Annotated in this window: 17 protein-coding genes; 10 read left to right on the top strand and 7 right to left on the bottom strand. The window is 58.0% G+C overall.

What is annotated here, in order from left to right:
* Positions 1-28: 28 nt before the first annotated feature.
* Together K227x_RS17175 and K227x_RS17170 are read left to right on the top strand one after the other, a co-directional pair.
* The gene (locus K227x_RS17175; RefSeq protein ID WP_145171372.1) at positions 29-703 is read left to right on the top strand and encodes an HAD family hydrolase; all 675 of its coding nucleotides are present in this window, start codon (positions 29-31) and stop codon (positions 701-703) included.
* Between the two features lie 30 nt (positions 704-733).
* Positions 734-1,909 (top strand): DNA polymerase IV, encoded by a 1,176-nt coding sequence (locus K227x_RS17170; protein WP_145171370.1) that lies wholly within the window; start codon positions 734-736, stop codon positions 1,907-1,909.
* A 223-nt stretch (positions 1,910-2,132) separates the two neighbouring features.
* On the opposite strand, the gene K227x_RS17165 is transcribed toward K227x_RS17170, so the two are convergent.
* Entirely contained in the window at positions 2,133-3,878 is a 1,746-nt protein-coding gene (locus tag K227x_RS17165; RefSeq protein WP_218933321.1) for a proteasome accessory factor PafA2 family protein, read from the bottom strand.
* 182 nt (positions 3,879-4,060) lie between these two features.
* Positions 4,061-4,921, bottom strand: a complete 861-nt coding sequence (locus tag K227x_RS17160; RefSeq protein WP_145171366.1) for a hypothetical protein — start codon at positions 4,919-4,921, stop codon at positions 4,061-4,063.
* 722 nt (positions 4,922-5,643) lie between these two features.
* Between K227x_RS17160 and alaS the strand changes: the two genes are divergently transcribed.
* The 5 genes from alaS to K227x_RS17135 all read left to right on the top strand — a co-directional run bounded on the left by alaS (position 5,644) and on the right by K227x_RS17135 (position 14,223).
* The gene (alaS, locus tag K227x_RS17155; RefSeq protein ID WP_145171364.1) at positions 5,644-8,469 is read left to right on the top strand and encodes an alanine--tRNA ligase; all 2,826 of its coding nucleotides are present in this window, start codon (positions 5,644-5,646) and stop codon (positions 8,467-8,469) included.
* Positions 8,470-8,666: 197 nt separating this feature from the next.
* Positions 8,667-9,407: a DUF2306 domain-containing protein gene (locus K227x_RS17150; protein ID WP_145171362.1), complete on the top strand. Its 741-nt coding sequence runs from the start codon at positions 8,667-8,669 to the stop codon at positions 9,405-9,407.
* On the top strand, positions 9,404-10,495 hold the full coding sequence (locus K227x_RS17145) for a DUF1559 domain-containing protein (protein ID WP_145171360.1): 1,092 nt from the start codon (positions 9,404-9,406) through the stop codon (positions 10,493-10,495). The genes K227x_RS17150 and K227x_RS17145 overlap by 4 nt, the downstream gene beginning before the upstream one ends.
* A 7-nt stretch (positions 10,496-10,502) precedes the next feature.
* A complete protein-coding gene (locus K227x_RS17140; protein ID WP_145171358.1) occupies positions 10,503-12,563 on the top strand; it encodes a sensor histidine kinase in 2,061 nt (686 codons plus the stop codon).
* A 175-nt stretch (positions 12,564-12,738) separates the two neighbouring features.
* Positions 12,739-14,223: a serine/threonine protein kinase gene (locus K227x_RS17135; protein ID WP_145171356.1), complete on the top strand. Its 1,485-nt coding sequence runs from the start codon at positions 12,739-12,741 to the stop codon at positions 14,221-14,223.
* A gap of 19 nt (positions 14,224-14,242) precedes the next feature.
* On the opposite strand, the gene K227x_RS17130 is transcribed toward K227x_RS17135, so the two are convergent.
* Positions 14,243-14,911, bottom strand: a complete 669-nt coding sequence (locus K227x_RS17130; protein ID WP_246145868.1) for a hypothetical protein — start codon at positions 14,909-14,911, stop codon at positions 14,243-14,245.
* Between the two features lie 381 nt (positions 14,912-15,292).
* Here K227x_RS17130 and K227x_RS17125 point away from each other — a divergent pair, with 381 nt between their 5' ends.
* Complete coding sequence (locus K227x_RS17125) at positions 15,293-16,186, top strand: ThuA domain-containing protein (RefSeq protein WP_145171354.1); 894 nt, start codon at positions 15,293-15,295, stop codon at positions 16,184-16,186.
* 320 nt (positions 16,187-16,506) lie between these two features.
* Positions 16,507-17,322, top strand: a complete 816-nt coding sequence (locus K227x_RS17120) for a hypothetical protein (protein ID WP_145171351.1) — start codon at positions 16,507-16,509, stop codon at positions 17,320-17,322.
* A gap of 28 nt (positions 17,323-17,350) precedes the next feature.
* Here the strand turns inward: K227x_RS17120 and K227x_RS17115 are convergent, their stop codons facing one another.
* Positions 17,351-17,593, bottom strand: a complete 243-nt coding sequence (locus K227x_RS17115; protein ID WP_145171349.1) for a hypothetical protein — start codon at positions 17,591-17,593, stop codon at positions 17,351-17,353.
* A gap of 459 nt (positions 17,594-18,052) precedes the next feature.
* On the opposite strand from K227x_RS17115, the gene K227x_RS17110 reads away from it, so the two are divergent.
* A complete protein-coding gene (locus K227x_RS17110) occupies positions 18,053-19,309 on the top strand; it encodes a PHP domain-containing protein (protein WP_145178009.1) in 1,257 nt (418 codons plus the stop codon).
* 145 nt (positions 19,310-19,454) lie between these two features.
* On the opposite strand, the gene K227x_RS17105 is transcribed toward K227x_RS17110, so the two are convergent.
* The 3 genes from K227x_RS17105 to K227x_RS17095 form a co-directional block, all read right to left on the bottom strand.
* A complete protein-coding gene (locus tag K227x_RS17105) occupies positions 19,455-22,334 on the bottom strand; it encodes a hsp70 family protein (RefSeq protein WP_145171347.1) in 2,880 nt (959 codons plus the stop codon).
* Positions 22,298-24,148, bottom strand: coding sequence for an Hsp70 family protein (locus K227x_RS17100; RefSeq protein WP_145171345.1), 1,851 nt, complete (start codon positions 24,146-24,148; stop codon positions 22,298-22,300). The genes K227x_RS17105 and K227x_RS17100 overlap by 37 nt, the downstream gene beginning before the upstream one ends.
* Positions 24,149-24,241: 93 nt before the next feature.
* On the bottom strand, positions 24,242-24,799 hold the full coding sequence (locus K227x_RS17095) for a DUF2760 domain-containing protein (RefSeq protein WP_145171343.1): 558 nt from the start codon (positions 24,797-24,799) through the stop codon (positions 24,242-24,244).
* Between the last annotated feature and the right edge of the window lie 153 nt (positions 24,800-24,952).

The raw sequence follows: 24,952 nt of genomic DNA, 5'->3' as shown, positions 1-24,952 counted from the left end.
TTCGGGCATCTCCGTCTAGGATCTGGGCATGAGAACGCTACTTTTCGATATCGATGGGACGTTGCTGGTCACACGCAGTGGGGGGGCGACGGCGCTGCGTCACGCGATGACGGACGAATTTGGTCTGTCGGACCCTCATATCGATATTCAGTTTGGCGGGCGGACCGATCGGTCGATTTTGACCGAACTGTTGACGTCCAATGGGCTTCCGGACACCCAGGCCAACCGTGATCGACTTCGGGATCGCTATATCCAGCGGTTTCCCGAGGTTCTGAACCAGGTCGGTGGTCAGATGATGCCGGGCGTCATGCCGCTGTTAGAGGAATTGAAAGGCCACGCAGAGGTTCGTTCCTATGTGATGACCGGAAATTTTCAGGTCACCGGCCAGCACAAGCTCGATCATTTTCGGTTAGGCGGGTTCTTTCGAGGGATTTTCGGCGGCGACCAAGACAGCGACCGTGACGAATTGGCGCGGCGGACGGCGGATGCGTTGGTGCAACGCTATGGTCCGGACGCAACAGCCGACGTGATCGTGGTTGGTGATACCGTGGCTGACATTCGGTGCGGCCACTGCATCGGCGCCAAGGTGGTAGCGGTTTGCACCGGCGGCCAAGACCGGTCGTTGTTGGAACAGGAGAGTCCGCTGGCGGTGGCCGACGACTTGACCGACTTGCCCGCGATCCTGAAACTCTTGACCAGCTAGCCCTCTGTCGACGTCACCACCGGTCCCACCATGTTGCTGCACATCGACATGGACGCGTTTTATGCGTCCATCGAACAACGGGATCGGCCGGAACTGCGTGGCCGGCCCGTGGTTGTCGGTGGATCCGCGGGTCGCGGCGTTGTGGCCGCCGCCAGCTATGAAGCGCGGCGTTTTGGAATCCATAGCGCGATGCCCGGACGACGAGCGGCGGAGTTGTGCCCGGATGCGGTGTTTGTCAAGCCGCGGATCGATCACTACTCGGACGTTGGCCGACACGTTCGCGAAATCTTTCATCGCTACACACCGCTGGTCCAACCGCTATCGTTGGACGAAGCGTTTTTGGACGTCAGCGGCAGTCGCCGCCTGTTCGGTTCTGCAGCAAAGATCGGACGACGTATCAAAGACGAAATTCGCAGTGAATTGGATCTGACCGCAAGCGTCGGTGTGGCACCGCTAAAGTTCGTTGCCAAGATCGCCAGCGATTTGAATAAGCCCGACGGATTTGTCGAGGTGTCCAAGGCGGATGTGATCCCATTTTTGGACCCGCTGCCGGTATCCCGGTTGTGGGGCGTTGGTCGTGTCGGGCAAAACAAATTGCATCAGATGGGGATCACCAGGATCGGCCAGCTGCGTGTCGTCGAATTAGAAAGGTTGACTCGCAGTTTCGGCAGTTGGGGCGAACATCTTTGGAAGTTGGCCAACGGTATCGACCCGCGCGGTGTGGTGCCGGACCGCACCGCGAAACAGATCAGCCACGAGCGTACGTTTGCCGAAGATCTAACCGACGAAACGATGCTGCGTGCGGTCGTTAGTTATTTGGCCGAACAGGTCGCCCAGCGTTTGCGGCGACACGAGCGTCATGCACGCAGCGTTTCGATCAAATACCGACGCGACGACTTTCGCACCTTTGCACGATCGTTGACGCTGGATCGATCCACGGATTCGACGGACGAAATCTTTCGCGCAGCCGAAGGGATGCTGACCGAGATGCGATTGCGCGAACCGAGGGCCGTTCGGTTGATCGGTGTGTCGGTGGGCGGACTTTCCAACCGGGATGCCCCGCAACAGATGTCGTTGTTCGATTTACGCGAAGGGGAATCGAACCAGAAAGAAGTCGACAAGGTCGTGGACCAGCTGCGCAATCAGATCGGCGACCAAGCGGTCTATCGGGCGACCAGTCACCAGTGGATTCGCCGCAAACCGTGACCCGCTCCGTGTCAGCAGCGTTTGCAGTGCCAGATTGCATTCGCACGGAACGTCGATTGGATTGCTGAGGTAGCGCAAATCGCCAAGAGTTTCGGCCTGCACCGTGATTGGCCGAAAGTCTTGGCGACTTCCGCTACGGCCAAACGTCCCCTGCGGCTAGGCTGGACGCTCTGTGAAGGCGGTACTGCCAACAGAGTCAATGCAGCGTGTCCCGGCTGACCCATCAGGGGCCTTTGCCGGTTTCGGCAAACTCCACGCGTCGCTTTCGGCGTCCGCGGCCGATCACCGCATAGGCCCATTCGCTTTGCATCAATTCGTCACTGTTGGCGAATTCGCGGATCAACCAGCCGCGGCGGGCGGCGGGCGAACTGGGCGGTGGCGACCGACGTCGGCGAGCGATATTTTCTTCGTCGGCCAAGCGAAGTTCGGGGCGTGTCTTCATGAACTGGGCGTGGTAACCGTCTTCGGATAGTTCGTGGTACCGCAAGTCGACCTTTTTCCGCGCGATCCATTCGGCGTCGTCACCCAACTGGTCGATCAGCCACCGTTTGGTCAACCAATCGACTCGGCCGAGCGCCATGTCCACGTCGGAAAATTCTTTGCGAAATGCGGTCACCGATTCCAGGAGTTCGCGCCACCGGTAGATCACCATCTTCGATTCACCTCGCATATTGGCAGGCGTCGATTCGACGAATGATTCCGCAGCCAACAGGAAGCTCTTTTGAATTTCCAGCGCCGACATGTCGCCCCGGCTGGTCGGGACTCGCGAAACCAAGTTCCAGTCGCTGGCGATTCGCTTCAGTGAATCCAGCGGGCGTTTCACCTCGGGCAATCCAGTGGTCGCGCCGGCTTCTAGCATGTCCAGCACCAGCGAAACCGATCCGACTTTGACGTACTCGGCCAAGTCCGACATGTTCGAATCCGATAGACCGATTTGCAATCGTTGGCGGCGCCGTAACATCTGCCGCGTGGACGCGAGCGATAGAAACGACTTGGCACAGTATTGTCCAAGCCAGTGGCCATAGACAAAGATCGGGCGTTCGCCACGGAACCCACCCATGTCGGCAACGGTGTCGATCGCCATCGCTTTGGCACTCAACTGATACAAGCCGTCGGGATCCAGATTCCCTGTACCACAGAGCGCGACTCGCGAGATCAACATCGACGTCAGGTATCGGCGCTGGACTCGGAATGCGACGTGCCGGGCGACGAATCGCAGCATCAACACGGTCGGGAAGTGCACGATTCGCAGCGATCCGATCAAACCAGCGGCGATCCAGGTGGGGACCGAATCGAAGGCGTCCTGGGGATCCTGATCCGATTCTGTGTCGTCGCGTTTGCCGAGCATCCGGCCAACGCCGATGGCAGCAAACGTCATCGCCATCAGGGGCAGCGAAATCACCAGGCTGACCACTTGCATGGCCCACAAAATCATCACGAAGCAGCGGTAGATGAACAGTCCGATGCCGCGGGCGACCTCGGCTTCGTAGTTTTCGTGGCATCCGTAGATATGTCCCAACGCGTCGCTGCTGTTTTTCAGGATACGCAGGTCAAAGCTGGTTTCGGAATCAGCGGTCGCGTCACTGGCCAGCGCGTCGATCGAACGTTGGCACGCCAACAGGTCGTCGGGGCTTTGAACCTCGGGCGTGGCGATTTCGACCAGCCCGCCAGGCAGGGCGTGCATCGACGGGTGCGATTCGAACGTGACCGCCCCGCCGCTGGCCAAAAACATTTGCGCGCTATCGAATAGGCCCGACACCGTCGGCTGGTCACGTCGAATCGCTTCGCAGATCTGCGAGTAAACCAATTGGGATGGCGGCAGGTCTTCTTGGTCCAAGTCCTGTCGGTCGGCGACCAACGTCGCATATTCGGTCTCTAGCCCCACCAAGCGGCTGACCAGAGGTTGGTTGCGGGGGAAGCGGACCTTGGGCGATTGCGGCCGAACCGCTGCTGCGGCTTTTTCGGGCAAAGTCGGGTCAGGTGGATCAGAGGCCGGCGTCAAGCGAATCACTTGCCCAAAAGGCGGACGAGGTCGGAAGCGGAACCAACGCATGTGCCGCCCATGATCGATCCATTGTAGCCCCAATGCTGAAGTTACCAGATGCCCGTTCCAGGAACTTTGATGTCGCCGTTTCGAACCGTCGTGAATTCTTAACGGCCACGGACCGATTCGCGGATCTGGTTCATCAGACGATCGCTCTTGGCTTGCTTTGCCTTGGCTTCCGCTTCGAACTCTTTTCGCTGGGCTTCCATCTTCGAAATCCCACCAAACATGGACTTGTTCATTCGGTCCATCATCGCTTCGGAACTGGATGGGCTGAACACGCGACCAACATTTTTAAGCGGGTTGGGGATTTTCAGCACGTCCGGACCCGCCATGTCAGGGATTCCGCTGGGGCGGCCTGCCAATGGTTGCTCCAACAAACTCGCTGACTCAAACGATCGTTGGGCCATCGTTCGGGTGGCGTCGGCATCTGGTTGCTTGGGTGTGGAAAGCTTGCCGAACCCTGCGGGCCCGTATTTTGCCACACCTTCGACGCAAACCCATTGGTAGGCTTCCATCGTGACCGGATCGGCTGCGGTGGCTGCGTCGCGATGGGGGTACCGCCGCCGGGTGATCTTTTCGGACAGGTTCGGCATCGTTTGGCGGCGCTGGATTTCGATGCCAATGCGGGGTTCGATGATGGTGACAACGTCGCCTGAATGGACCATCACGGTTCGTTTCGCCCCTCGCAGTTCCTCGATAACGAAGCTTTGGACGGGGGCCGCGGTTGGCAAATCGTCCGGCAACGCCCCGGTGTCGGAATCCGGCGCAGTCCCGATGGGGGGCGTCGATTCGTTCGTCTTGGACGGCACGGTCGGGACCGACGGCGGGCTGGAAGTCGCCTTGGCATGATCTGCTGCGGCCTGTGCACGCAGATCTTGTAAATAGGGGCGATCGGCCGTGGCTAGGGAGCCTGCGGATACCAGAATCCCAGCCGCGACTAGCGGAGTGAATTTTCGGAGGAACATGACCACGGTCCTTCGGTTCTTGTGTTCGGGGTGGGGCGAATAGGCTTGCGGGGCTGATTTCAGCGAAGCCGAGTTTGGCTGGGCTGGGATGAGGATCCGATTCGACCAGTGCGCCGCTGCCGCCCTCGATCCGCCCATTCTAGGCTGGATCGTTGAGGAATGCACACCTACGTCGCGTAGGCCCGCACAGCCAGGAAAGGGACGCCAGCCCAAAGCGGAACGGTGCCCATGTAGGCCATGTAGGCCGGATCAAGGAGCGGAGCGACGCGGATCCGGCAATCCGGATTGGCATGCGCTGCGACGAATGCCGGAGCGGCGCTTCGCTTGGTCCGGCCTACGGTGGGGGCGGGGACGCGCGGCTAAACGTGCGGGGAGGTTGTGGTTACGGCCGCCATTGGTCTCGTTTGATTCTTTCGCCAGGTCGACGGATTCAGCGCGGTTTGGAGGTGAAATGGCCCTATTCGCGTCGATCTTTCTTCGAAATTGAATCGCAGAACCGGGGTCCCGAGGGCTCCCAGACTGAAGGGCCAGGCCGATTGCGGGCCGTCAGCTGCGCGCCTTTGCGGCGTGCACAGACGCTGGGCATTCCATCAATCCGGTCCCTTTCGATATGATCGTCGCTGCAAGCCATACCGGGGGGCAGTTCGGCCTTTCCGTTGGCGGCTCGCGCCCGCTGCCGCCCGAGTCCCCTTTTTACCGACAAAACGAATCTGTCACCGACGATGAAAACTGACGAACTTCGCGAAAAGTACCTCGATTTCTACCAGTCCAAAGGCTGCACGATCTGTCCCAGCGACGTTCTGGTGCCCGCCTGGGACCCGTCAGTTTTGTTCACTCCAGCCGGAATGAACCAGTTCAAGGACCACTTTCTTGGCAAAGTGAAGTTGGATTTCACCAAGGCGACCACCTGCCAAAAATGTCTCCGCACCGGGGATATCGACAATGTGGGTCGAACCGCGTTCCACCATACGTTCTTTGAAATGCTGGGGAACTTCTCCTTCGGCGACTATTTCAAAGAAGAGGCGATCCATTGGGCGTGGGAATTTCTGACCGACAAGAAATGGCTCGGCATCCCCGGGGAACGATTGTCGGTCACCGTCTACAAGGATGACGACGAAGCACACGGGATCTGGCACAACCAAATCGGATTGCCTGATTCGCGGATTGTCCGCATGGACGAAGACGAAAACTTTTGGCCGGCATCCGCACCCAGCGAAGGCCCCGATGGCGTTTGCGGCCCGTGCAGCGAAATCTACTATCACCTGGACGACGGCAGCGACGTCGAAATCTGGAATCTGGTCTTCACTCAATTCAATCGTGTCGGCAGTCCTCCGGACAACTTGCAGCCTTTGCCTAGCAAGAACATCGACACCGGGATGGGACTGGAGCGTACCGCCAGCGTGCTGCAGGGCGTGCCGACGAACTTCCATATCGACAGTCTGTTTCCGATCGTGCAAGCCGCCGCCGATGTGTGTGGCGTCAAATACGAATACGGCAACGACAACAGTCGCCGGTTGCGGCGGATCACCGACCACGCGCGGGCCAGCGTTTTTTCGATCCACGAAAATGTCTACCCCGGTGCCAAAGACGCTCGCTATGTGATTCGCCGGCTGATCCGACGGGCCGTGTTGGACGGCTATCAGATGAATTTGCGCGAACCGTTCCTGTACAAACTGGTCGATGCGGTCGCCACGGCGCACGCCAAACCGTACCCCGAACTGGCGCAGACTTCGTCGCGAGTTGCCGAAGCGATCGAAGCCGAAGAACGGACGTTCTTTGCCACCATCGATGGCGGCATGTCACGGATCGAAAAACTGTTCACGCAGATGAATTCGGATTCCCAGGTCATGGTGCCGGGTGCTGTTGCCGCCGATTTGCAAACGACCTACGGCGTTCCACCTGAATTGGTGCAAACGTTGGCGGCCGAGCAGAACTTTACGTTCGACTGGGCTGGCTATCGAACCGCGATGGACGACCACGCCGAAGTCAGCGGTGCCGGGCAAGTGGTGCTGTTCCAAACTGGACCGCTGGAAACGCTAAAAGAAGCTTTGCGGGAAACCCCGTTTGTTGGATACGACCAAACGACCGCCGAGGCGACCGTCAAAGGCATCATCACGGGCGAAGGCGGCAAGGGCGACGAAGGGCAATTGCTAAGTCATCTGGATCGCGCCGACGAAGCGATGCTGCGACTGGTGCTGGACCATTCACCGTTTTACGGGGAATCGGGTGGCCAAGTCGGTGACATCGGAACGATCGAAGGCGAGGACTTTACGTTCGAAGTTGTCGACACTCAGCGGCACGCCGCACTGATCGTTCACCATGGCCGCCTGACGCGTGGTGCGATCCACGAGGGCGCCACCTGCACGGCCAAGGTCGATGTCGAACATCGCAATTCACTGGCTCGCGCCCACTCGGCAACGCATGTGCTGCACCACGCGTTGCACCACCATGTCGGACGCCATGCGGAACAACAGGGCAGTAAGGTCGAATCGGATCGTTTGCGTTTTGACTTCACCAATCCCAAGGCCATTCCCGACGAAACGCTAGTCAAGATCGAAGAACAGGTCCTGCAGTTGGTCGGCGCAGCAGAGCCCATCCGCTGGGACACCGTTACGCTAGCCGATGCACGCGAAGCCGGTGCGATGATGTTGTTCGGCGAAAAATACCCGGATCCATGTCGCATGGTTTCGATGGGCGAATTCAGCCGTGAACTTTGCGGCGGTACGCACGTTCGCAGCACGGCCGATATCGAAGCTTTCGAAGTCGTTGTCGAAGAAAGCGTGTCGACCGGCACCCGCCGCATCGAAGCGTTGACCGGACAACGAGCGAAAGAGCATCGCGAACAGACTCGCGTTCTGTTGGCCAAGGTTGCCGAGACGCTCGGCTGCGAACCGGCCGATGCGTTGCCGGCGACCGAAGCGTTGATGAACGAAGTCCGCAGCCTGAAAAAAGAGTTGTCGGCTGGGAAGCCCGCGGAACATGCTGCCAAGTTCAAGTACGCCGGCAAGCATGAACCGATCGACACCAACGATTACAACTCGGTCCGTTCCGCCGTCCGCGCGATCACACGTCGTCTGAACGTGGCGCTCAGCGACGTCACCGAACGACTGGAATCATTGTTGGCCGATCGATCCCGTTTGGTCGCGGAACTGAAACTGGTCACCGCAGGCGGCGAATTGTCGGCTGATGATTTGATCGAAAAGGGCCAAACCGTTGGCGGAACGTTGGTGATCGTTGCGGAAACGCCGGGAGCCAACCCGAACGTGATGCGTGGCTGGATCGATCAGATCCGTAAAAAGAGCGATACGCCGACAGCCATCTTGCTGGCTGCCGTTCAGGGCAAAAAGGTGCTGCTGGTCGGTGGACTCAGTCGCGATCTGGTGGACCGCGGTTTGAAGGCGGGCGATTGGGTCGGTGCTGCTGCCAAGATGGTCGGCGGCGGTGGCGGTGGACGTCCCGACATGGCACAGGCCGGTGGCAGTGACCCCAGCCAATTGCCGGCTGCCTTGAAAGAAGCAGCCAGCAGCATGCATTCGCAGCTTCAATAGGCGTCCGTGTTTCGCAGGCAACGATTGCCGCCCGTCCTCGCGGGCAGGTTTTGTTCGACAGCCACCGCCGCCACCCTTAGAATGGGCTCTGGCGGCCTGTCGAAGGCTTTGCGACCAAGGCTTATCAAACGCAACCCGATCGACGCATTCACTTGTCTTTCGCCGCCGGTGAACCATTTTAGGTGGGAGGCGGTGATGTGAAGGCGTTCGATCTTCCGGTCTGTCGCAGCCAAGTGCGGATGGCGCTGAAGTTCGCGATCGCGCTGCTGTTGCTAAAGGTGCTGGGGTTCTTGCTGGCCGAGTATCGGTTCTATTTTCCCGCCGATTTTCAGTCTGCGTTCTTGAGCGGATCCGAGCATTATTTTGTCGGCTGGTATCCGGTCGCCTTCTACACCCACATCATCGTCAGCCCGATCGCCTTGCTGTCCGCAACTTGGTTGATGTTTTCCGGCAATCGTCCCAGCGATCGTTCGGCTCACCGGCGAGTGGCCAAAGTTCATGTCGTGATCTTGGTCACCCTCCTCGCGCCAACGGGAATCGCTATGTCGATCCATGCGCATGCGGGGCCGATCGCCGGCGCTGGATTTGCGGCACTTGCGATCGCCACCGCTGGTACTGCGGTGATGGCTGCGGTGGCGGCTAGTCGCAGCCGGATGCCGGATCATCGTCGTTGGGCGACCCGCTGCTATCTGTTGCTGCTGTCACCGCTGATCTTGCGGTTTGCTGCTGGGCTCGCTGCGGTCACCCAATTCGAATCCGAAGGGTTTTACCAATTCAATGCTTGGTTCAGCTGGATCGTGCCCTTGGTTGGTTACCAGTTGTATCTCAATTCGATCCGTCACTGTCCGTCGTTGCCACCCATCGCGGTTTCATCGATCACACCGTGTCCGACTTCCACGCGCCGCGGCGCTTCCGTGCATGAAAGGGCTTTGTCATGACGATCTCTCGCAAATCTACTCGCCATGGGTTCACGCTGATCGAATTGTTGGTGGTGATCGGGATCATCGGCGTCTTGTTGGGATTGCTGATGCCTTCGATGCGATTTTCGCACGATGCAGCGCGGCGAATGTCGTGTTCAAACAACGTTAAACAGATCGGTCTGGCGCTTCACAATTACCACAGCAGTTTTAGTCAGCTTCCCCAAGCGATGGGGGGAACCGGGCAGTCGGATGATTTCTTGAACTCGAATCACGATCGACTCAGCGGGTTGGTTGCGATTTTGCCCTTCGTGGAAGAACAGCCTGTCTGGGAAACCATTTCGAACCCTAGCACCTTCGATTCGGTCGCCTATCCTGCGATGGGGCCCGCACCTTGGGTGCTGAAGTACGACCCGTGGCGTTATGAACTGCCGGTACTTCAATGCCCGAGTTCGCCCTACCAGTCAACCACGTTTGGCACCACCAGTTTTGCGTTTTGCATCGGCGACACTGCTCGCCAAATTCACAAGTCGGACTCGACGCGGGGGATATTCAATTGTCGGCAACCAACCAGGTTCCGGCAAATCCTTGATGGGCTGTCCAATACGATCGCGATGACCGAAATGGGGTTGCTGGACGACGGCAGCGTCAACAGTCAGTTTGCCAACCGACAACCCATATCGGTGCTCGATTCCCCTTCTCAGTGCGGCGATACACGGGATCCCGATCGTCCCGGATTCTATCGCGACGGCATTTCGGTCGGGATTCAAGGCCGCGGGGCGCGATGGGCTGATGGTGGGTCTGGGTTTTCACTGGCCAACACGATTCTTCCCCCTAACAGTGCAAGCTGTGCGGTTGTCGGGAACCATGCCGTCGACGGAATCTATTCGGCCGGCAGTCAACACGTAGGCGGTTGTCATGTTTTGATGGCCGACGGCGCAGTGAAGTTTGTAACGGATTCGATCGACGCCGGTGATTCGAATGCGTCAACTGCACCGATCGGATCCAGTGTTCAAGGTGATCTCAGCGAATTCGTTGCGACCCCCTACGGTCTTTGGGGGGCGTTGGGGACGTCAGCGGCCGACGACGCCGTGCAACAGGACTTTTAGGAATCGCATGTCAGTGCCATCAGAGGTCGCCGGCGAACGCATCGCGGCATCGTCGTCCGAGTCTGGGATCGGTACGCCGGAGTCGCACCGTGACACCGCACAAAGGTATCTCTGGATTGCTTTGGTCGTAGCCATCGGTGTGTTCGCAATCGATGTTTGGATCCATGTGGGGATCGCGACCCCGATTGGCTATATCGCAGTGGGCAATGTCACGATTGGCTCTATCGCAGTGGCCTATATCGCAGTGGCCTACATCGCCGTTGTCTACCTCGTTTCCTTGGCGGGGCGACGACGACAAGTGCTTGGGGCTGCCGCGGCCACCACGGTGCTGACGATCGTTGCCTGGATTCTTTCAACAGCGGCATGGTTCGATTGGGCGACGATCGAGAATCGTCTGCTGTCCCTGTTTGCCATCGGGTTGACGACGCTGTTTTGTCACCGCGAACTTTCACAACGCGAACAAAATCAGAGGCTTGTCGCTTCACTGAAAGATGAGCGTTCCAAGCTGTTGGTCAGCGAAGGACGCACTCGTTCGCTGTTCAATTCAGCCATGGATGCGGTGATCACGTTCGATCGCGACGGGATTGTCGATCAATGGAATCAGCAAGCCGAAACGATCTTCGGTTACACGATGCTAGAATCCAGTGGACGGCCGTTGATTGATTTGGTCGCGCCGCTGAATCGTTACCAATCTTATCAACGTCTGCTGGATTATTTCGTCGCGAACGCCAAACGTCCGATTCGCAATCGGCACCTGGAAATTGCCGCTAGGCGGCGGGACGGTAGCACGTTTTCGGTCGAAATATCGGTGGTTCCCGTTCCTCGCGCAGACGGGAACTGGTTCTGTCTGTTTGCACGTGACATTACCGAACGCAAGCAGCTAGAAGTCGCCCGCCGGCAACTGAATCAACGCCTCCGCGATTCCGTTGTTGCCAAGGACGCTGATCTAGTCAGCGCACGTGATCGTCTGAATATGGCGTTGACCAGCGCCAATGTTGGATTGTGGGATTGGAACGCGCAGACGAACAAAGTCTATTATTCGCCTACCTACAAGACTCAGCTTGGGTTCCCCAGCGACACCCATTGGGACACGTTCGAAAGTTGGCGTTCACGTTTGCACCCGGATGACGAAGCCAAGACTTTGGCGTGCATCGACCAATACTTTCAGCAGCGCCGGGGTGATTATCAAACCACGTTTCGAATGTGTTGCAAAGATGGAACGTACCGTTGGATACTGGCCCAAGGTCGTGCCACGTTTGGACCGGATGGCGAACCGGTGCGGGTGTTGGGAGTCCATATCGACGTTTCGGATCAGGTGCGGTCCGAGGAAAAACTGCGTCAATTGAATGACGCGTTGAAAAAGGCTAATCAGGCGCTGGAGGCAAGCAACACAGAACTACAACAGTTTGCCTATGTCGCCTCGCATGACCTGCAGGCGCCGCTACGCGCTGTGGTCGGGTTCGCTCAATTGCTAGAAACGGACTACTGCGATCGGCTTGACCCGCGTGGAGAGGACTATGTCCAGCGGATCGTTGCGGCATCGCGGCGGATGCAGCAGTTGATCAACGACTTGCTTCGATATTCGCGAGTCCAGTCCAGCGATCTGACCAATGCATCGGTGCCTTTGGATGACGCTCTGGTCGATGCGATTGGATTGTTGGAATCGCAGATTGCCAACAGCGGCGCGATCGTGACGAGCGACCCGCTGCCTACGATTTCCGGTGATCCATCCCAGTGGTCGCAAATGTTGACCAACCTGATCGGAAACTCGATCAAGTATTGCGACCAGACACCTCGCATTCATGTTTCTGCGGATCGTGGTCATAACGCGTGGATGATACGCGTCCGGGACAACGGAATCGGGATCGCGAAAGAAGATCAGCAGCGCGTTTTTGAAGTCTTTCGTCGATTGCACCCGCAGCATCGCTATCCCGGAAATGGCATTGGACTAGCGATTTGCCAACGAATCGCACAGCGGCACGGTGGATCCATCTCTGCTGCGTCCAACGATGGTGTCGGCAGCACTTTCCTGATCGACATTCCGGATAACACTGATGATTCAAATTGATGTCAGTGCGTTTTTGTGGGAATCGAACCTGCAATCTTGATGCGAAGTTCCGGTGGTTTGTCGCCGGCGGTGTCTGAATCGGCTAGGTTACAAGAGGGTTGCGTTGCCACTTTGCAGCGACGCTGCTCTCTACTCTTCTCTTTTCCGTTCGGCGACTTGCCAGCAAACTAGCGCAATGAACCTGTTGCCAGATCATTCGTCGCATCCGCATACGAGGGCCCTCCAGGCGACTCGGGTGTTTGACCACGCGTTGATCGACCGGCTACGTGCAACGGGGAAATTCAACGACGAACAACTGAAACTGGTCCACGAAGAACTGGTCCAGTTTGTCCAGCATACCGCCGATGACTGGTCTTTCTTGGACCTGCCCAAGGGAACAACGGTGGGCGAGTACGAACTTGCGGAACTGTTGGGACAGGGCGGGTCTGGCCAAGTGTATCGTGCCTTCCATCCGGGGCGTGAGGAAGAATCGGTGGCGTTGAAACTGGTCAAAAAGACGCGTTCGACCGATCGATTTCGGCGAGAAATGGAACTGGTCCAGCGGTTAGCGCACCCCAACGTAGTCGTTTCCTATGAAGTCGGTGAATTGCGTGGCGTGCTGTACATTGTGATGGAGAAGTTGGAAGGCCCCGATTTGCATCAACATGTTCGCACGTCGGGCCCGATCCCCTGGCAAGATACGATCGAATTGATGTTGGACGCAGCGCATGGTTTGCAACATGCGCACCATCGCGGTCTGATCCACCGCGACGTCAAACCTGGAAATCTGATGTTTGATGGTGGCAAGATCAAAGTGACCGATCTTGGTTTGGCGGTCCTGACCGAAGAACCGGCACCGGATTCCCATACGAAGTTCCACACGCGTTTGGAAATGATTGGCGGGACGCCAGAGTTCATGGCACCCGAACAGGCTCGATCGCTGGGCGCTGCGACTCACCAATCGGACATCTACGCGTTGGGGTCAACCTGGTTCTTCTTGCTGACCGGGATATCGCGAGTCAGTGGCGAATCGATGAACGATCAGATCACGAATTTGATTCGGAATTTGAACATACGCAAACTTCCATCATCGGAATTCCCCACCGACTTGGCCAATATCATTGACCGGATGACCGCTCATCGTGCGGAAGACCGCTACGAGTCGATGGCCGATGTTGCGACCGCGATCCAGTCGATGCGTTTGATCCAAGCCGACACCTCCAAACGCAGAGGCGTTCGCATCATGGTGGTCGAGGACGATCGGGATGACCTGTACCTGACGGTCGAAATGCTGCGCCGCGCCAATCAATCGGTATCCGTATCCGAGGCCCACTCGTTAGCCGAAGCGATCGAAGCGACCCGACAAGCCGATTCAATCGATGTGTTGTTATTGGACCTGCGTTTGCCCGATAGCGTCGGGATGGAAACGGTCATCCGCGCACGTGACGCACTTCCCGGCATTCCGATCATCGTGTTGACCGGGCAAGACGATGTGGCCGTAGGCGAAGCCTGCATCGCCGCCGGTGCCGATGATTTTGCATCCAAGAACGATCTGAACGCGCACCTGTTGGAACGTTTGATCTTTGTCACCCTAAGCCGGTTCAAACACAACCGAGCCGGGTATCAGCCAACGCCACCTGCGGTTCTGGATGGTGCACCGCCATCAACGTCACAAGATTGACGGCTATTCGTCGCGTGCGTTATTTCAACTCGGGCAGGATCAAGTTCTTGCCCGCGTTGGAAATGATGAATTCAGTGATCGCTTGCTGCTGGCCGGTGATGGCTTTTTCTGTCGCTTCGGCGACGCCCGCATCGGCCCTGGAAGTGAACAGTTTGGGAACCTGCACTTCAATTTGCATGTCCAACGTCAATCGAACGGAGGTTCGGTTCCCGTCGGCGGTTGCGAACAGCGTGGTCTCGTAATTTTTCATTGCTCCCTGTGGGCCGATCGACGCGGTCGTCACCAGCATTTGATCTTCGTCGATATCGGCGGTCTGACGAAGCGTGAGTTCGTCGATATCGACCTGATCATCAGCGACCCGAACGGTGATGGTTTTGACGGCATCCAGTTCGGCTTTGCTTTTGCCTAGAATCGCATTCAGCAACGGTCGATCATCCTTGGACGTGTCGATTGCAACATCGTTGACGCTTTCATTCAGCAGTGTCATCCCGCCGTGATTGACGATCGCATCGGTGGCGTTCAGCCGCACCATGATCTGCCGAAACTTGGCAAAGTCGCACTCCAACGCAAATTCTCGTTGCGATTGGCCCAAAGCCAGGTGCGGAACCGGTGAAAGAGCCCAAACGGCAATGCCCACCAACAGAGTTCCAGCGATCAGGACGCTGGCGATCAGAAGCTTCTTGGACATCTTGGCGTCGTTCTAGAAAAGGTGATCGTCTGGCAGGATTCGATCGTTGCCAGCGAGTGGTTGCGAGAAGGATGCCGCGATCGGCCTGGCAATTCCAGGCCGGGCGACGGTGCCCGATTTCCTGCATCGTGATGCGGTGGAGACGGATCGGCAATGAGGAATATGCGGATCGTCGCTACAAATTGGACAGAAACGGACGAGCCGGATCGATCAACCACGCAAAAAGGGGGGGTGAGTTGCGTTCCACGGCGGTGAATGTCACGGATCCACTTGGCGGTTCCTTTCTTGGGAAACTTGCGATTGCGATTGGCAACATCTGTCCCGATTCACGCTAAACTAGGGCGATCACCCGATTTCTATAGGTAACCACACGTCTGAACTATGAAACGCCCTCCATTTTTCGCTGCCGTCCTGGCCGTATTGCTATGTGTCCCAACAAGTGTCCGCGGACAAGACGACGCCAAGACCAAAACCGCGGACCAACCCGCCCTGAAAATTTTACTGGTCGCTGGTGGTTGCTGCCATGATTACGCGGCGCAGTCCAAAATTCTGAAGACCGAATTAGAGAAGCGTCTGGATGCGGAAGTCACGGTTGCCTTCAGTGCTGATACCAGCACCGGGACCACTTTTGAAATCTACGAATCTGACAAATGGGCGGATGGTTTCGACGTTGTGATCCACGACGAGTGTTCGGCCGCTGTGACCGATCGTCCTTACGTTGACCGAATTCTCGACGCACACCTGACCGGTGTCCCTGCGGTGAACCTGCACTGTGCAATGCACAGCTATCGATGGGGCGACTACCGCGAACCTGTCGAGATCGGTGCTGACAATTCGCGTTGGTACGAGATGCTGGGCCTGCAGTCGACCGGACACGGTCCCAAGTTCCCCATCGACGTCGACTACTCCGCTTCGAAGCACCCGATCACTCAGGGGCTGGAAAACTGGCAAACCTATCAGGACGAACTGTACAACAACGTTCGGATCTTTGGTGGCGCCGAAGTCCTTGCGTCGGGCGTGCAAACGCAATCGCCTTCACCGAAAGAATTGAAGCGAAATCCCGACGCCAAGCCACGCGAAGCGACCGCAGTGGTTGCATGGACCAACCTGTACGGTCCCAAGAAGACGCGAGTCTTTAGCACCACGCTGGGACACTTCAACGAAACGGTCGCCGATGAACGTTACCTTGATCTGGTCACACGCGGCATTCTGTGGACAACCGGACGTCTAGACAGCGCTGGCAAAGAAGTCGCACCAGCGGCAGCTGCCAAGTAGCTCGCACCAAGTTCTACGTTCGGCCAACCCGTCGCGAATGTCGCCAACCGTTTGTCGATTGCATGATTCGATAGGCGATCGCCTCGGGTTAGTCATCCAGAAACCGGGGCTATCGCCCAAACGGCTCATCTTCGATTCGAAACGGGATTGGATCGACGAAACCGCCAGCGATTTCGTTTTTCGGGAATTGGCCGAAACGCTCTACGAGTCGCGCGACCCGACATCTGGGCGGGGCTGTATCGAGATCGCATGGCTGTAAAATATCGGTCTTGCGATTCAGCGGCGTCGGATTTCTCGCCTGGTTTCCATTGGATGGTTTCATGATTGACACGACTTTGGCTTGGCTGCAATCGCTGGAATGGACTCGGCTGTTTCCTGAATTGTTGGGGAAAATGCTGGGCGTTCTGATGGGGGCGGTGATCAGTTGGTGGCTGCTGTTTCGCAAACGGTTGAAACAGCTTGATCGTCTGAAGCGGGGTGAATCGGACGAGCTTCTTTTTCAAGCTCATTTTCTGCAGCCGACCGGCGACGGGAAATACGTTTTGTTCTTCCGCAACGTCGCACCGCGGCGGACCATTGACCAGGCCTACGAAAATCCTGTGGCACAGGATGCCCTGCGAAAATTGGCGTCCCAAACCACTTTGAATTCGCCGGTCATTCAAACCGACGGTCGGATCGGCTTCGAAATTTTGAACGATGCGATCAGCATCGTCAGCGGTTCGTTGGCAACCAGCCCCATCGCACGCCGTGTGTGGCTGTTTTGCATGACGTGCGAGGATCGCAACATTGTGCGGAAAGAATGCGTGCGGTGTTTTCTGTTTCGATCCGAAGACCTGGAACACTTCGCTGACTGGAAGTGGTGCCGCACCCATGTGCAGGTGGAACGCCCGTGGCATTGGGTGCGAATTGTGACTCTGCACCGCATCGCTCGCTATCACCATGACGAACAGCTGGCACTGCCGCTGCAGACGACCAGTCGAGGCCCGTTGATTGATGATCAACGGCGCCATCGACGCATCATGGCGTTGTCACTTGGCATTTACGAAGCCGAAGTGCCAATTGGGGATCCCGTGGATGTCGATTGGGATCAGCACAATACCGAACTGGAACAATTGGACGTGACCCTAGAAGGATGACGCCGGCTTCGATTTGATGTCGACCAAATTACGCTTTGCGACTTCCGGCTCGCTTCAATCCTTTGGCGATAAAATCGAACGCCGTGGATGATGGGTACTCTTCTAGCACGTCAAAGAAGCATGCCAAAACACGCTTGGTTGCAGCGACGTTCAGATTCAAACCTTCGGTGTCCGCGCGGGCGGCTACCTTGTCGTAAATGTCGTTCAAGGTTGGGGCTGCGGCCTTCTTTGTCTTCGCACGTGCGGTCGTGGTCGCTTTCTTCTTGGCCATCTTCGTTTCTCATGTTCGAGCAAATTGACGTCGTGCATCATTGCAACGACCATTAGGTTCTACAGTGAACAGGTGTTTCAGAGAATGACAGGCGTAGGGTCACGGGCGATCGGTGGGTGGCAACCTGATCACGCGAAGCGGGTACGGCATCGTCGATTCAGACAGCAAGATTGCCGCACGATAATAACGCCGAATCCAATCGCCCGAGTCTTGGATCGTTCGCGTCGACAAACCCAGCAGGTTAGATTCGTGTGCGACCAGCGCTGATGTGGATCCGTCAAACGGTTTTATCGGATGAAAAATTCGTGAAGCCGCTGCCTTGCCGGACTCCAGCCAACGGTTGTCATCGTCTAATAGGACGATCCTCTCGCCGTCGTGATCCAGCTGATACGGATCTCGTCTTCAATGACCGCGTCGGCCGAACAATCCTGCCTCAATCAATCCGGAGACCTACTCTCGATGAACCCGTCCAACCCGCTTCGTTTCTTGTCTTTTGTCGTCACGACGCTCTTTTGTTTCGCGGCACCGCTTTCCGCCCAGGCCGGCGATCCACCGCTGAAATGGTGGAAGGGCAACCTGCACACGCATTCGCTTTGGAGCGATGGGGACCAATTTCCTGAAATGATTGGCGATTGGTACCGTCAACGGGATTACAACTTTCTGGCGATCACCGACCACAACGTGCTAAGCGAGGGTGACCGATGGATGTCTCTGAAAAAGATCGTGGCTCGCAGCGATGATGGGATTCTGGATCGTTATCGGGAACGATTCGGGGATTCGTGGGTGGAAACGCGAAGTATCCAAGACGGGAAAGACACCGAAGTCCGCCTGAAACCGTTGGACGAGTTTCGATCCCAGCTTGAAAAGAGTGAAAAGTTCATCTTGATCCCTGCGGAAGAGATCAGCGATCGGGCAGAGGGGAAACCGGTCCACATCAACGCCACCAACCTTTTAGAGGCGATCCCACCGTCGGGCGGTGATACGGTCCGTGAAGTCATGCAGAACAATCTGCGTGCGATTTTGGCGCACGAGAAATCGCATGGCCGACATGTGTTGCCACACATCAACCACCCCAATTTCCACTATGCGATGACCGCAGACGATCTAGCGGCAGTGGTTTCCGAGCGATTCTTTGAAGTCTACAACGGGCATCCGGGCGTGAACCATATGGGCGACCACGAGCACCCGAGCGTCGAACGAATCTGGGATTTGGCGAACGCGATCCGCCGAACGGACCTGGACATTCCACCGTTGATGGGATTGGCGACCGACGACAGCCATGAATACCACGGCAAACCAGGATCACGTCCTGGCCGCGGGTGGGTGATGGTGCGAAGTCGATACTTGTCGCCCGAACATCTGATCAAAGCGATGAAAGCGGGCGACTTCTATTCGTCCAGTGGCGTGACGCTCCGTGACTTGGAATATCAGCCCAGCACCAAGACGCTCTCTTTGCAAGTCGAACCGCAGCCGGGGGCCAAGTACAAAATTGAGTTCATCGCGACTTTGGCACCGGAACCGAACGAGACTGCCGAAGACGCCGAAAAGCGAATCGGGAAAGTCGTCAAGTCAGTCGAAGGCGTCAAAGCGAGTTATCAGGTGACCGGACGCGAGCTGTATGTTCGAGCAGTCATCAGCAGCGATCAACCGCCCCAGGATCCGTCGTTCAAAGACCAAACCCAGCAGGCCTGGACCCAGCCCGTCGGTTGGGAATGATGTCGCGTTCGAATTTCGCCCAGGATCCGGTAGCGCAAGTCGCCAAGACTTTCGGTGGTCAACGCTTTGCCCCGAAACCCTTGACGGATTGCGCAGCGGTTGATCGGGAGCGGCTATTGCGATCTTCGGCTATCTCGTCGCCCGCCTAGCCTCGCAGCAGGCGGATCCCCAGCGGCAGCGAGTCGCCAAAGACGGCGGCCTGCTCTTCGCTGTCGAAGGTGCCGCCCTGGGTGACGAGGTCTTGGAAATGGATCGGTGCCTGCTGGGATTCAAGGAACTCACTGGCTAGCGTGCGTGCTTCGCTGGATACATCCCGGTATCGATCGCCTGTCATGCGTGCCAACTGGACGATCGTTAGCGGCAGAACAGATTCGGGCGGATTGGCATCCACTAGTTTTTCGATCCAACGGCTGGCCACTGCCGGTGAGACCGTGGTGTTCAGAGGCCCGTAGATCGGTCGCCGCGTGCCCAGTCTGCCGATGGACCAAAGCAAGACGGGACGAAGTTTTTCGTTCTTTTTACGCTGCAGTTCAACGATGGCCAGTTCACCCAGCCGTTGCTTCTCGCCAACGGACAATCGTTCCAGTGACGCAAGCAGTCGCCAGATCTCGCTCGCTTCGTGCAATTCGATCTTGCCCGTCTTGCCGTGCAGGCCTGCAATCAGAGGTGCGGCCAGCTGCTGTTGCTGGCCGCTGCTAAGTCCGCCTGCAATTCGTCGCCACAGAATCAGCGATTCGGTCCGCGACTGGGGAGCCGCGAATGCCAGCTTCCCATGGAGACGCCGCCACGTTTCCTGGACACGCCAATCATCAACCGCGACACCATAACCGGGGCGCAAACAGAATCCGGCTAAGTTGATCCAGCGGGCTTCGTGCTGAGCAGATTGACGGCGTCCGGATTCATGGTCTAGCAGAAAGCCCCACATTTCGCGAAGCAGCGACGGTGGCCATGCGTTGCGGTTGCTGTCGGTGCACTTCTGCAGGGTGCCAACAATCTGGTTCGGCTTGGTGGGCTGGATCTCCGGCCGCCTGTTGGCAGCTAGATCCGCAGCAGAAGCGAACGTTCCAGCAATCGCGTCTGCACAGTTTTGAACGGTTTCGCCATCGACGATGCCAGAGGTTTCGCCCGATCCATCGTGTGCTTGGCGGTCGGACTCTAGAGTGCTGCGAATGTCGAAATCTAGCTTCCAGCGTTTGCCGCTGTCCAAATCGACACAGAACATTCCGACCGTTCCAATTTCGGATAGCTCTGATTCGATACAGACCTTCAATTCCGATTCGTCACGACGACGGCCGCGTACCAGAGCGGTACAGATCGGAGGCAGGGGAGACATTTCGACCGATTCGATGGGAATCAACTCACCCACTCGGTCGGCCAATCGAGTGCTGCTGACCCACAATGGGAACTGCACCGGTGCACCGACTTGTAACTGCAGCGGATGATCGGCGGCGCGGAACCGTTGTCCGGCTTCCGCTGTTCCGGGGATCAGGCACAGCGCGGTCGGCGGCTGGTCAGCAACCTGCATGTAGTAGGATCGTCCCAGGTTCGCTGCGATGTGGACGCCTTTGCCGCGGCGCACCATCGCATAGTAGGCAGCGCCGTGCGCTACCGCCAAATCCAATCTTGGCGACGACAACACCGTGGGGCGCCACGGATCATTGGGGTGGCCAAACCACTGTTTCAGCGAATCGGTGATCCGGTTGCGGACCGCCTGGCCGACCATCACCCCACCGTTGAACAGCACTAGGTCGGGACGGTCAGCCGATTGGTTGTCATCATCGTCTAGACCGCTACGGCGATGTTGCGCCAGGAATTCGGCGAGGTGCCGAGTGACGGCCGGATCGGCGGCATAGGGCAGTCCGAACTCCTGAAAACCACTCTGTGCTTGATCGGGTTTTTCCGCAGCGTCGACGATGGGGAAGAATCCGTCTAGCAGCGTCTCGTCCACTTCAGCGGCCGATAGTTCGACCTGAATCGATCCGGCCAGCAGGCTAGATCCCTCTGCCGAAAGGTGGATGGTGTAGCGATCGGGCCGGTTTGCCGAAAGCATCGTTTCTTTGACGCCCCGTGCAGCCTGGACTAACCGGTCCCATTGGCTGGATGACAATTCGACATCGGATTGCTTACGGATTTTGGCTTCGGCCAGCTTTGCGACCGCCAAATCCATGTTGTCGCCGCCCAGGATCAGGTGGCGACCGACGGCGACGCGATGAAACTGGACCTGGTCGCCATCATCGCCGGCGGGTTGGACTCGGATCAGTGTTAAGTCCGTCGTGCCGCCGCCGATATCGCAGACCAGGATCAACTGTCCTGGACGTACCTGTTCCATCCAATCGCCCCGATGGCGATCGATCCAGGCATAGAACGCAGCCTGCGGTTCTTCGATCAAATGGACTCGCCGCAGCCCGGCTTGTTTGGCGGCTCCGATCGTCAGTTCGCGGGCGACTTCGTCGAACGATGCCGGTAACGTGACCACCACGTCTTGCTGGTCGAGCGGGTGATCAGGATGGTGATGATCCCACGCCGATTTCAGGTGAGACAGGTATCGCGCCGACGCCGCGACCGGAGACATCCGCGTGACGTCGGCGTCGCCGTGCCAGGGCAGGAAATCGGCGGAACGGTCCACGCCGTCGTGTGATAACCAACTTTTGGCCGACGAGATGCGTCGCCCAGGATGACGACTGCCCACGTCACGTGCCATCACACCCACGCAATGCGGCTCCGGTGCAGATGGCTGCCATGGCAGCTTCGCGTCCGTAATCTCGCTGGCGGATAGTTCGTAATGGAACGACGGCAGTGTCTCGCGAGATTCGATCTGTCCGACATCGACCCACTGGGGGACCGCGAAGGTATCCACCGACCAATCTTCGTCCAACGTATCGACGTACGCGATGGCGCAATTGGTGGTGCCGAGGTCGATCCCAACGACGTAACGCGGCGGTGGTGGATCGATGGGGTCGATGATGTTGTCCTGCGATGACAAGCGAATCACTGGCTTTCGCGGATATTGAATTCCATTTTCCATTGTTCGTCGCTACGCGTGGCGTGGCACCACAGTTCGAACATGCCCAATTCAGTCACTCGGCTGACAAAACGCACGGGGACGAAGGCATCGTCGCCCGCCGATTCGCTCGTCAGCGTCAGTTCGATCGGCTGTCCTTCGACCAGTTCTTCGTCGTTCCAGCGATCCAGGGTTCGGCCGACTTCGTCGTCGCGTCGCATCGTGGACGAAAAGAATCGGAATCGTGCGGGTTGCCCGACCACCATCCCCACTTCGCCGCCCGGCACAGCCGCTTCGGTGCCTTCCTCCATTCCTTGCGGTGCGACACAGACCGCTCGCATCGGGCGTGGTGCGCCCGGGATCGCCAACCCGGCGGTTTCGATACCGATGTAGTACGACCGAGCCGTGCCACCTCGGATCCGGATGCCGCCGGATTGCTTGGACCAACCATAGTAGGCTGCACCCAGCGCGACGGCGGAATCCAGTGCCGTGGCGGATTCGGATGCCGAATTTGAATCTGTTTCGGCCTCCTGCGTGCGATCGCCAGCGCCGGATTCACTTAAGACCGTGGGCGGTGCGGGACACCATCCAGCGATCACCGACCGCATTCGATCGCGTAGTGGGTGGCTGCGGAACACACCACCGTTGAACAACAGGTGCGTCAGCCCGTTGGTTTTGTCGGCATGGTCGGCCAAGAACGCAGCGACTTGTTTCGTGATCGCCGGATCGGCCTCGTACGGCAACCCAATGTCCTGGAAACCACTGACCGCTTGCCGAGCCGGTCGATCGGTACTTTCGCAGACGGGAAAGAAGCCTTCGATGATCAGGTCCTTGGCTTCGTCGGCCGACAACTGGGTCGAGATCGTGTTGCCGATCAGCGAGCTGCCGCGACCGAGGACCGAGATCGTTTGTTCGGCGGGCCCATCGGTTGTCAGCAATTGTTCTTTGGCGTCGCGGCAAGCGTGCCATAGCGAAACGCTTTGCCAAGGATCAAGGTCGTGCCCTTGTTCGGCCAGCCGAGTTCCCACAAGGTGGGCCATCGCCAGGTCCATGTTGTCGCCACCTAGCAACAGGTGATTGCCCACGGCCAACCGTTTCAGGTTCAGTTCACCGTCCGCCTCGTCGACCGTAACCAGGGTCAGGTCGGTCGTGCCACCACCGACATCGACGACCAACATCACGTCGCCCGCCGACAATTCGGTTCGCCAATCGTTGCTGTGCGATGCGAGCCAGTGGTAGACGGCAGCCTGCGGTTCTTCCAACAACACAAAATCGTTGGGCAGGCCGGCATCGATGGCGGCTTGGCGAGTCAGTTCGCGAGCGACGGGGTCGAACGATGCCGGAACGGTCAGCACCACTTGCTGATCGGCCAGCGGCGCGTCGGCGTGTGCATCATGCCAGGCGGCGACCAAATGCGACAGGAATCGGCGGGTGCAATCCAGTGCCGAAACCTTCTTGACCTCGGGCGGCGACTGCCAGGGCAACACGGCGTCGGTGCGTCCCACCTTGCCGTGGCAGAGCCAACTCTTGGCGGCCACGACCACTCGCTGGGGATTGTCGGCTGACTGAGTACGCGCAAAGTAGCCCGCGATGCCGTTCTGTGGATCAGCGACCAGTTCCGACCGCAGCGAATCAACCTCGCCATCTCGCGGCAGATACAGGAACGATGGAAGCGAGGTTCGCGACTCGGTTTGTCCAGCGCCGACCCACTGGGGAATCGGCAAAAGCCGGATGGAGGGGGCGTCGCCGTCCGCTGCGCTGGGATCGGTCAGGGGGGCGTACGCGACGACACAATTGGTTGTGCCAAGGTCGATGCCGACTGAATAACGAGCGGACATGAAGAATCGGTTTGCAGTGAACTTGGAAAATGAAATCGGAACGGAGGACGGATGGGCCTGGAAGTGCCGTGACCAGCCCGATCGATACGCTTGCTATTGCGACTGGACCTGAGCGGGCGCGATGACGTTGGCGTCGGCGTCTGTGCCAGTCCACTGGGGCAATTCTACTTTCGCAGCCCGCCATCCCTGGTGAATCAATTTGGCGGAACCGGATGTCCCTTCGCCAACCCATTGGTATCGAATCGGGGACGAATCCGACGGGACGTCCACCACGGTACCTTCGCCGCCATCGACCAATGGCTGGATATCGAACAGTCGTTTCAGGACACCGGAACACTGTTGCAAACAGGGCCGAGCGGCGGCGCCGACCTGCGCGTCGCTGTATTGTGCCAGATCCTCTTGCAGCAAGTCGACCAAACGCGACTCGCGTTGCAGCGTCGCCAACAGGGTAACCGCCGAATCCCGGGCCGGCTTTGCTGGCGCCTTCGGCTGGGGGGCAGAGGTTTGTGGTGCCAGCGTTTGAGCGGCCTCGATCGCTGGCCGTTGCGCCGGCGCGGCGGGTTGCCCCGACAATATCTGTTCGATCATGGCCGACTTTTCCTGATTGAACAGTGCGGCGGAAAATGCCTTCAGTGCCGTGCCGATTCCCATCTGATTCTCGCTTGCCAATGGCTAAAACTAAGTCTGAATTCCCCGATCAGGGTTGGCGATCCAGGTCGCAACGTCAACGGGGCAAACGCGTGAAGCGGCCGAAGTCCCCGATTCCCGCTTCGATGGGGGGATCCGATGCGGTGCATTTCAGGT

Source organism: Rubripirellula lacrimiformis, from assembly GCF_007741535.1.
Classification (GTDB): domain Bacteria; phylum Planctomycetota; class Planctomycetia; order Pirellulales; family Pirellulaceae; genus Rubripirellula; species Rubripirellula lacrimiformis.
Note: the sequence above shows the minus strand (reverse complement) of the source record. Positions and strands in the feature narration are given on the sequence as shown.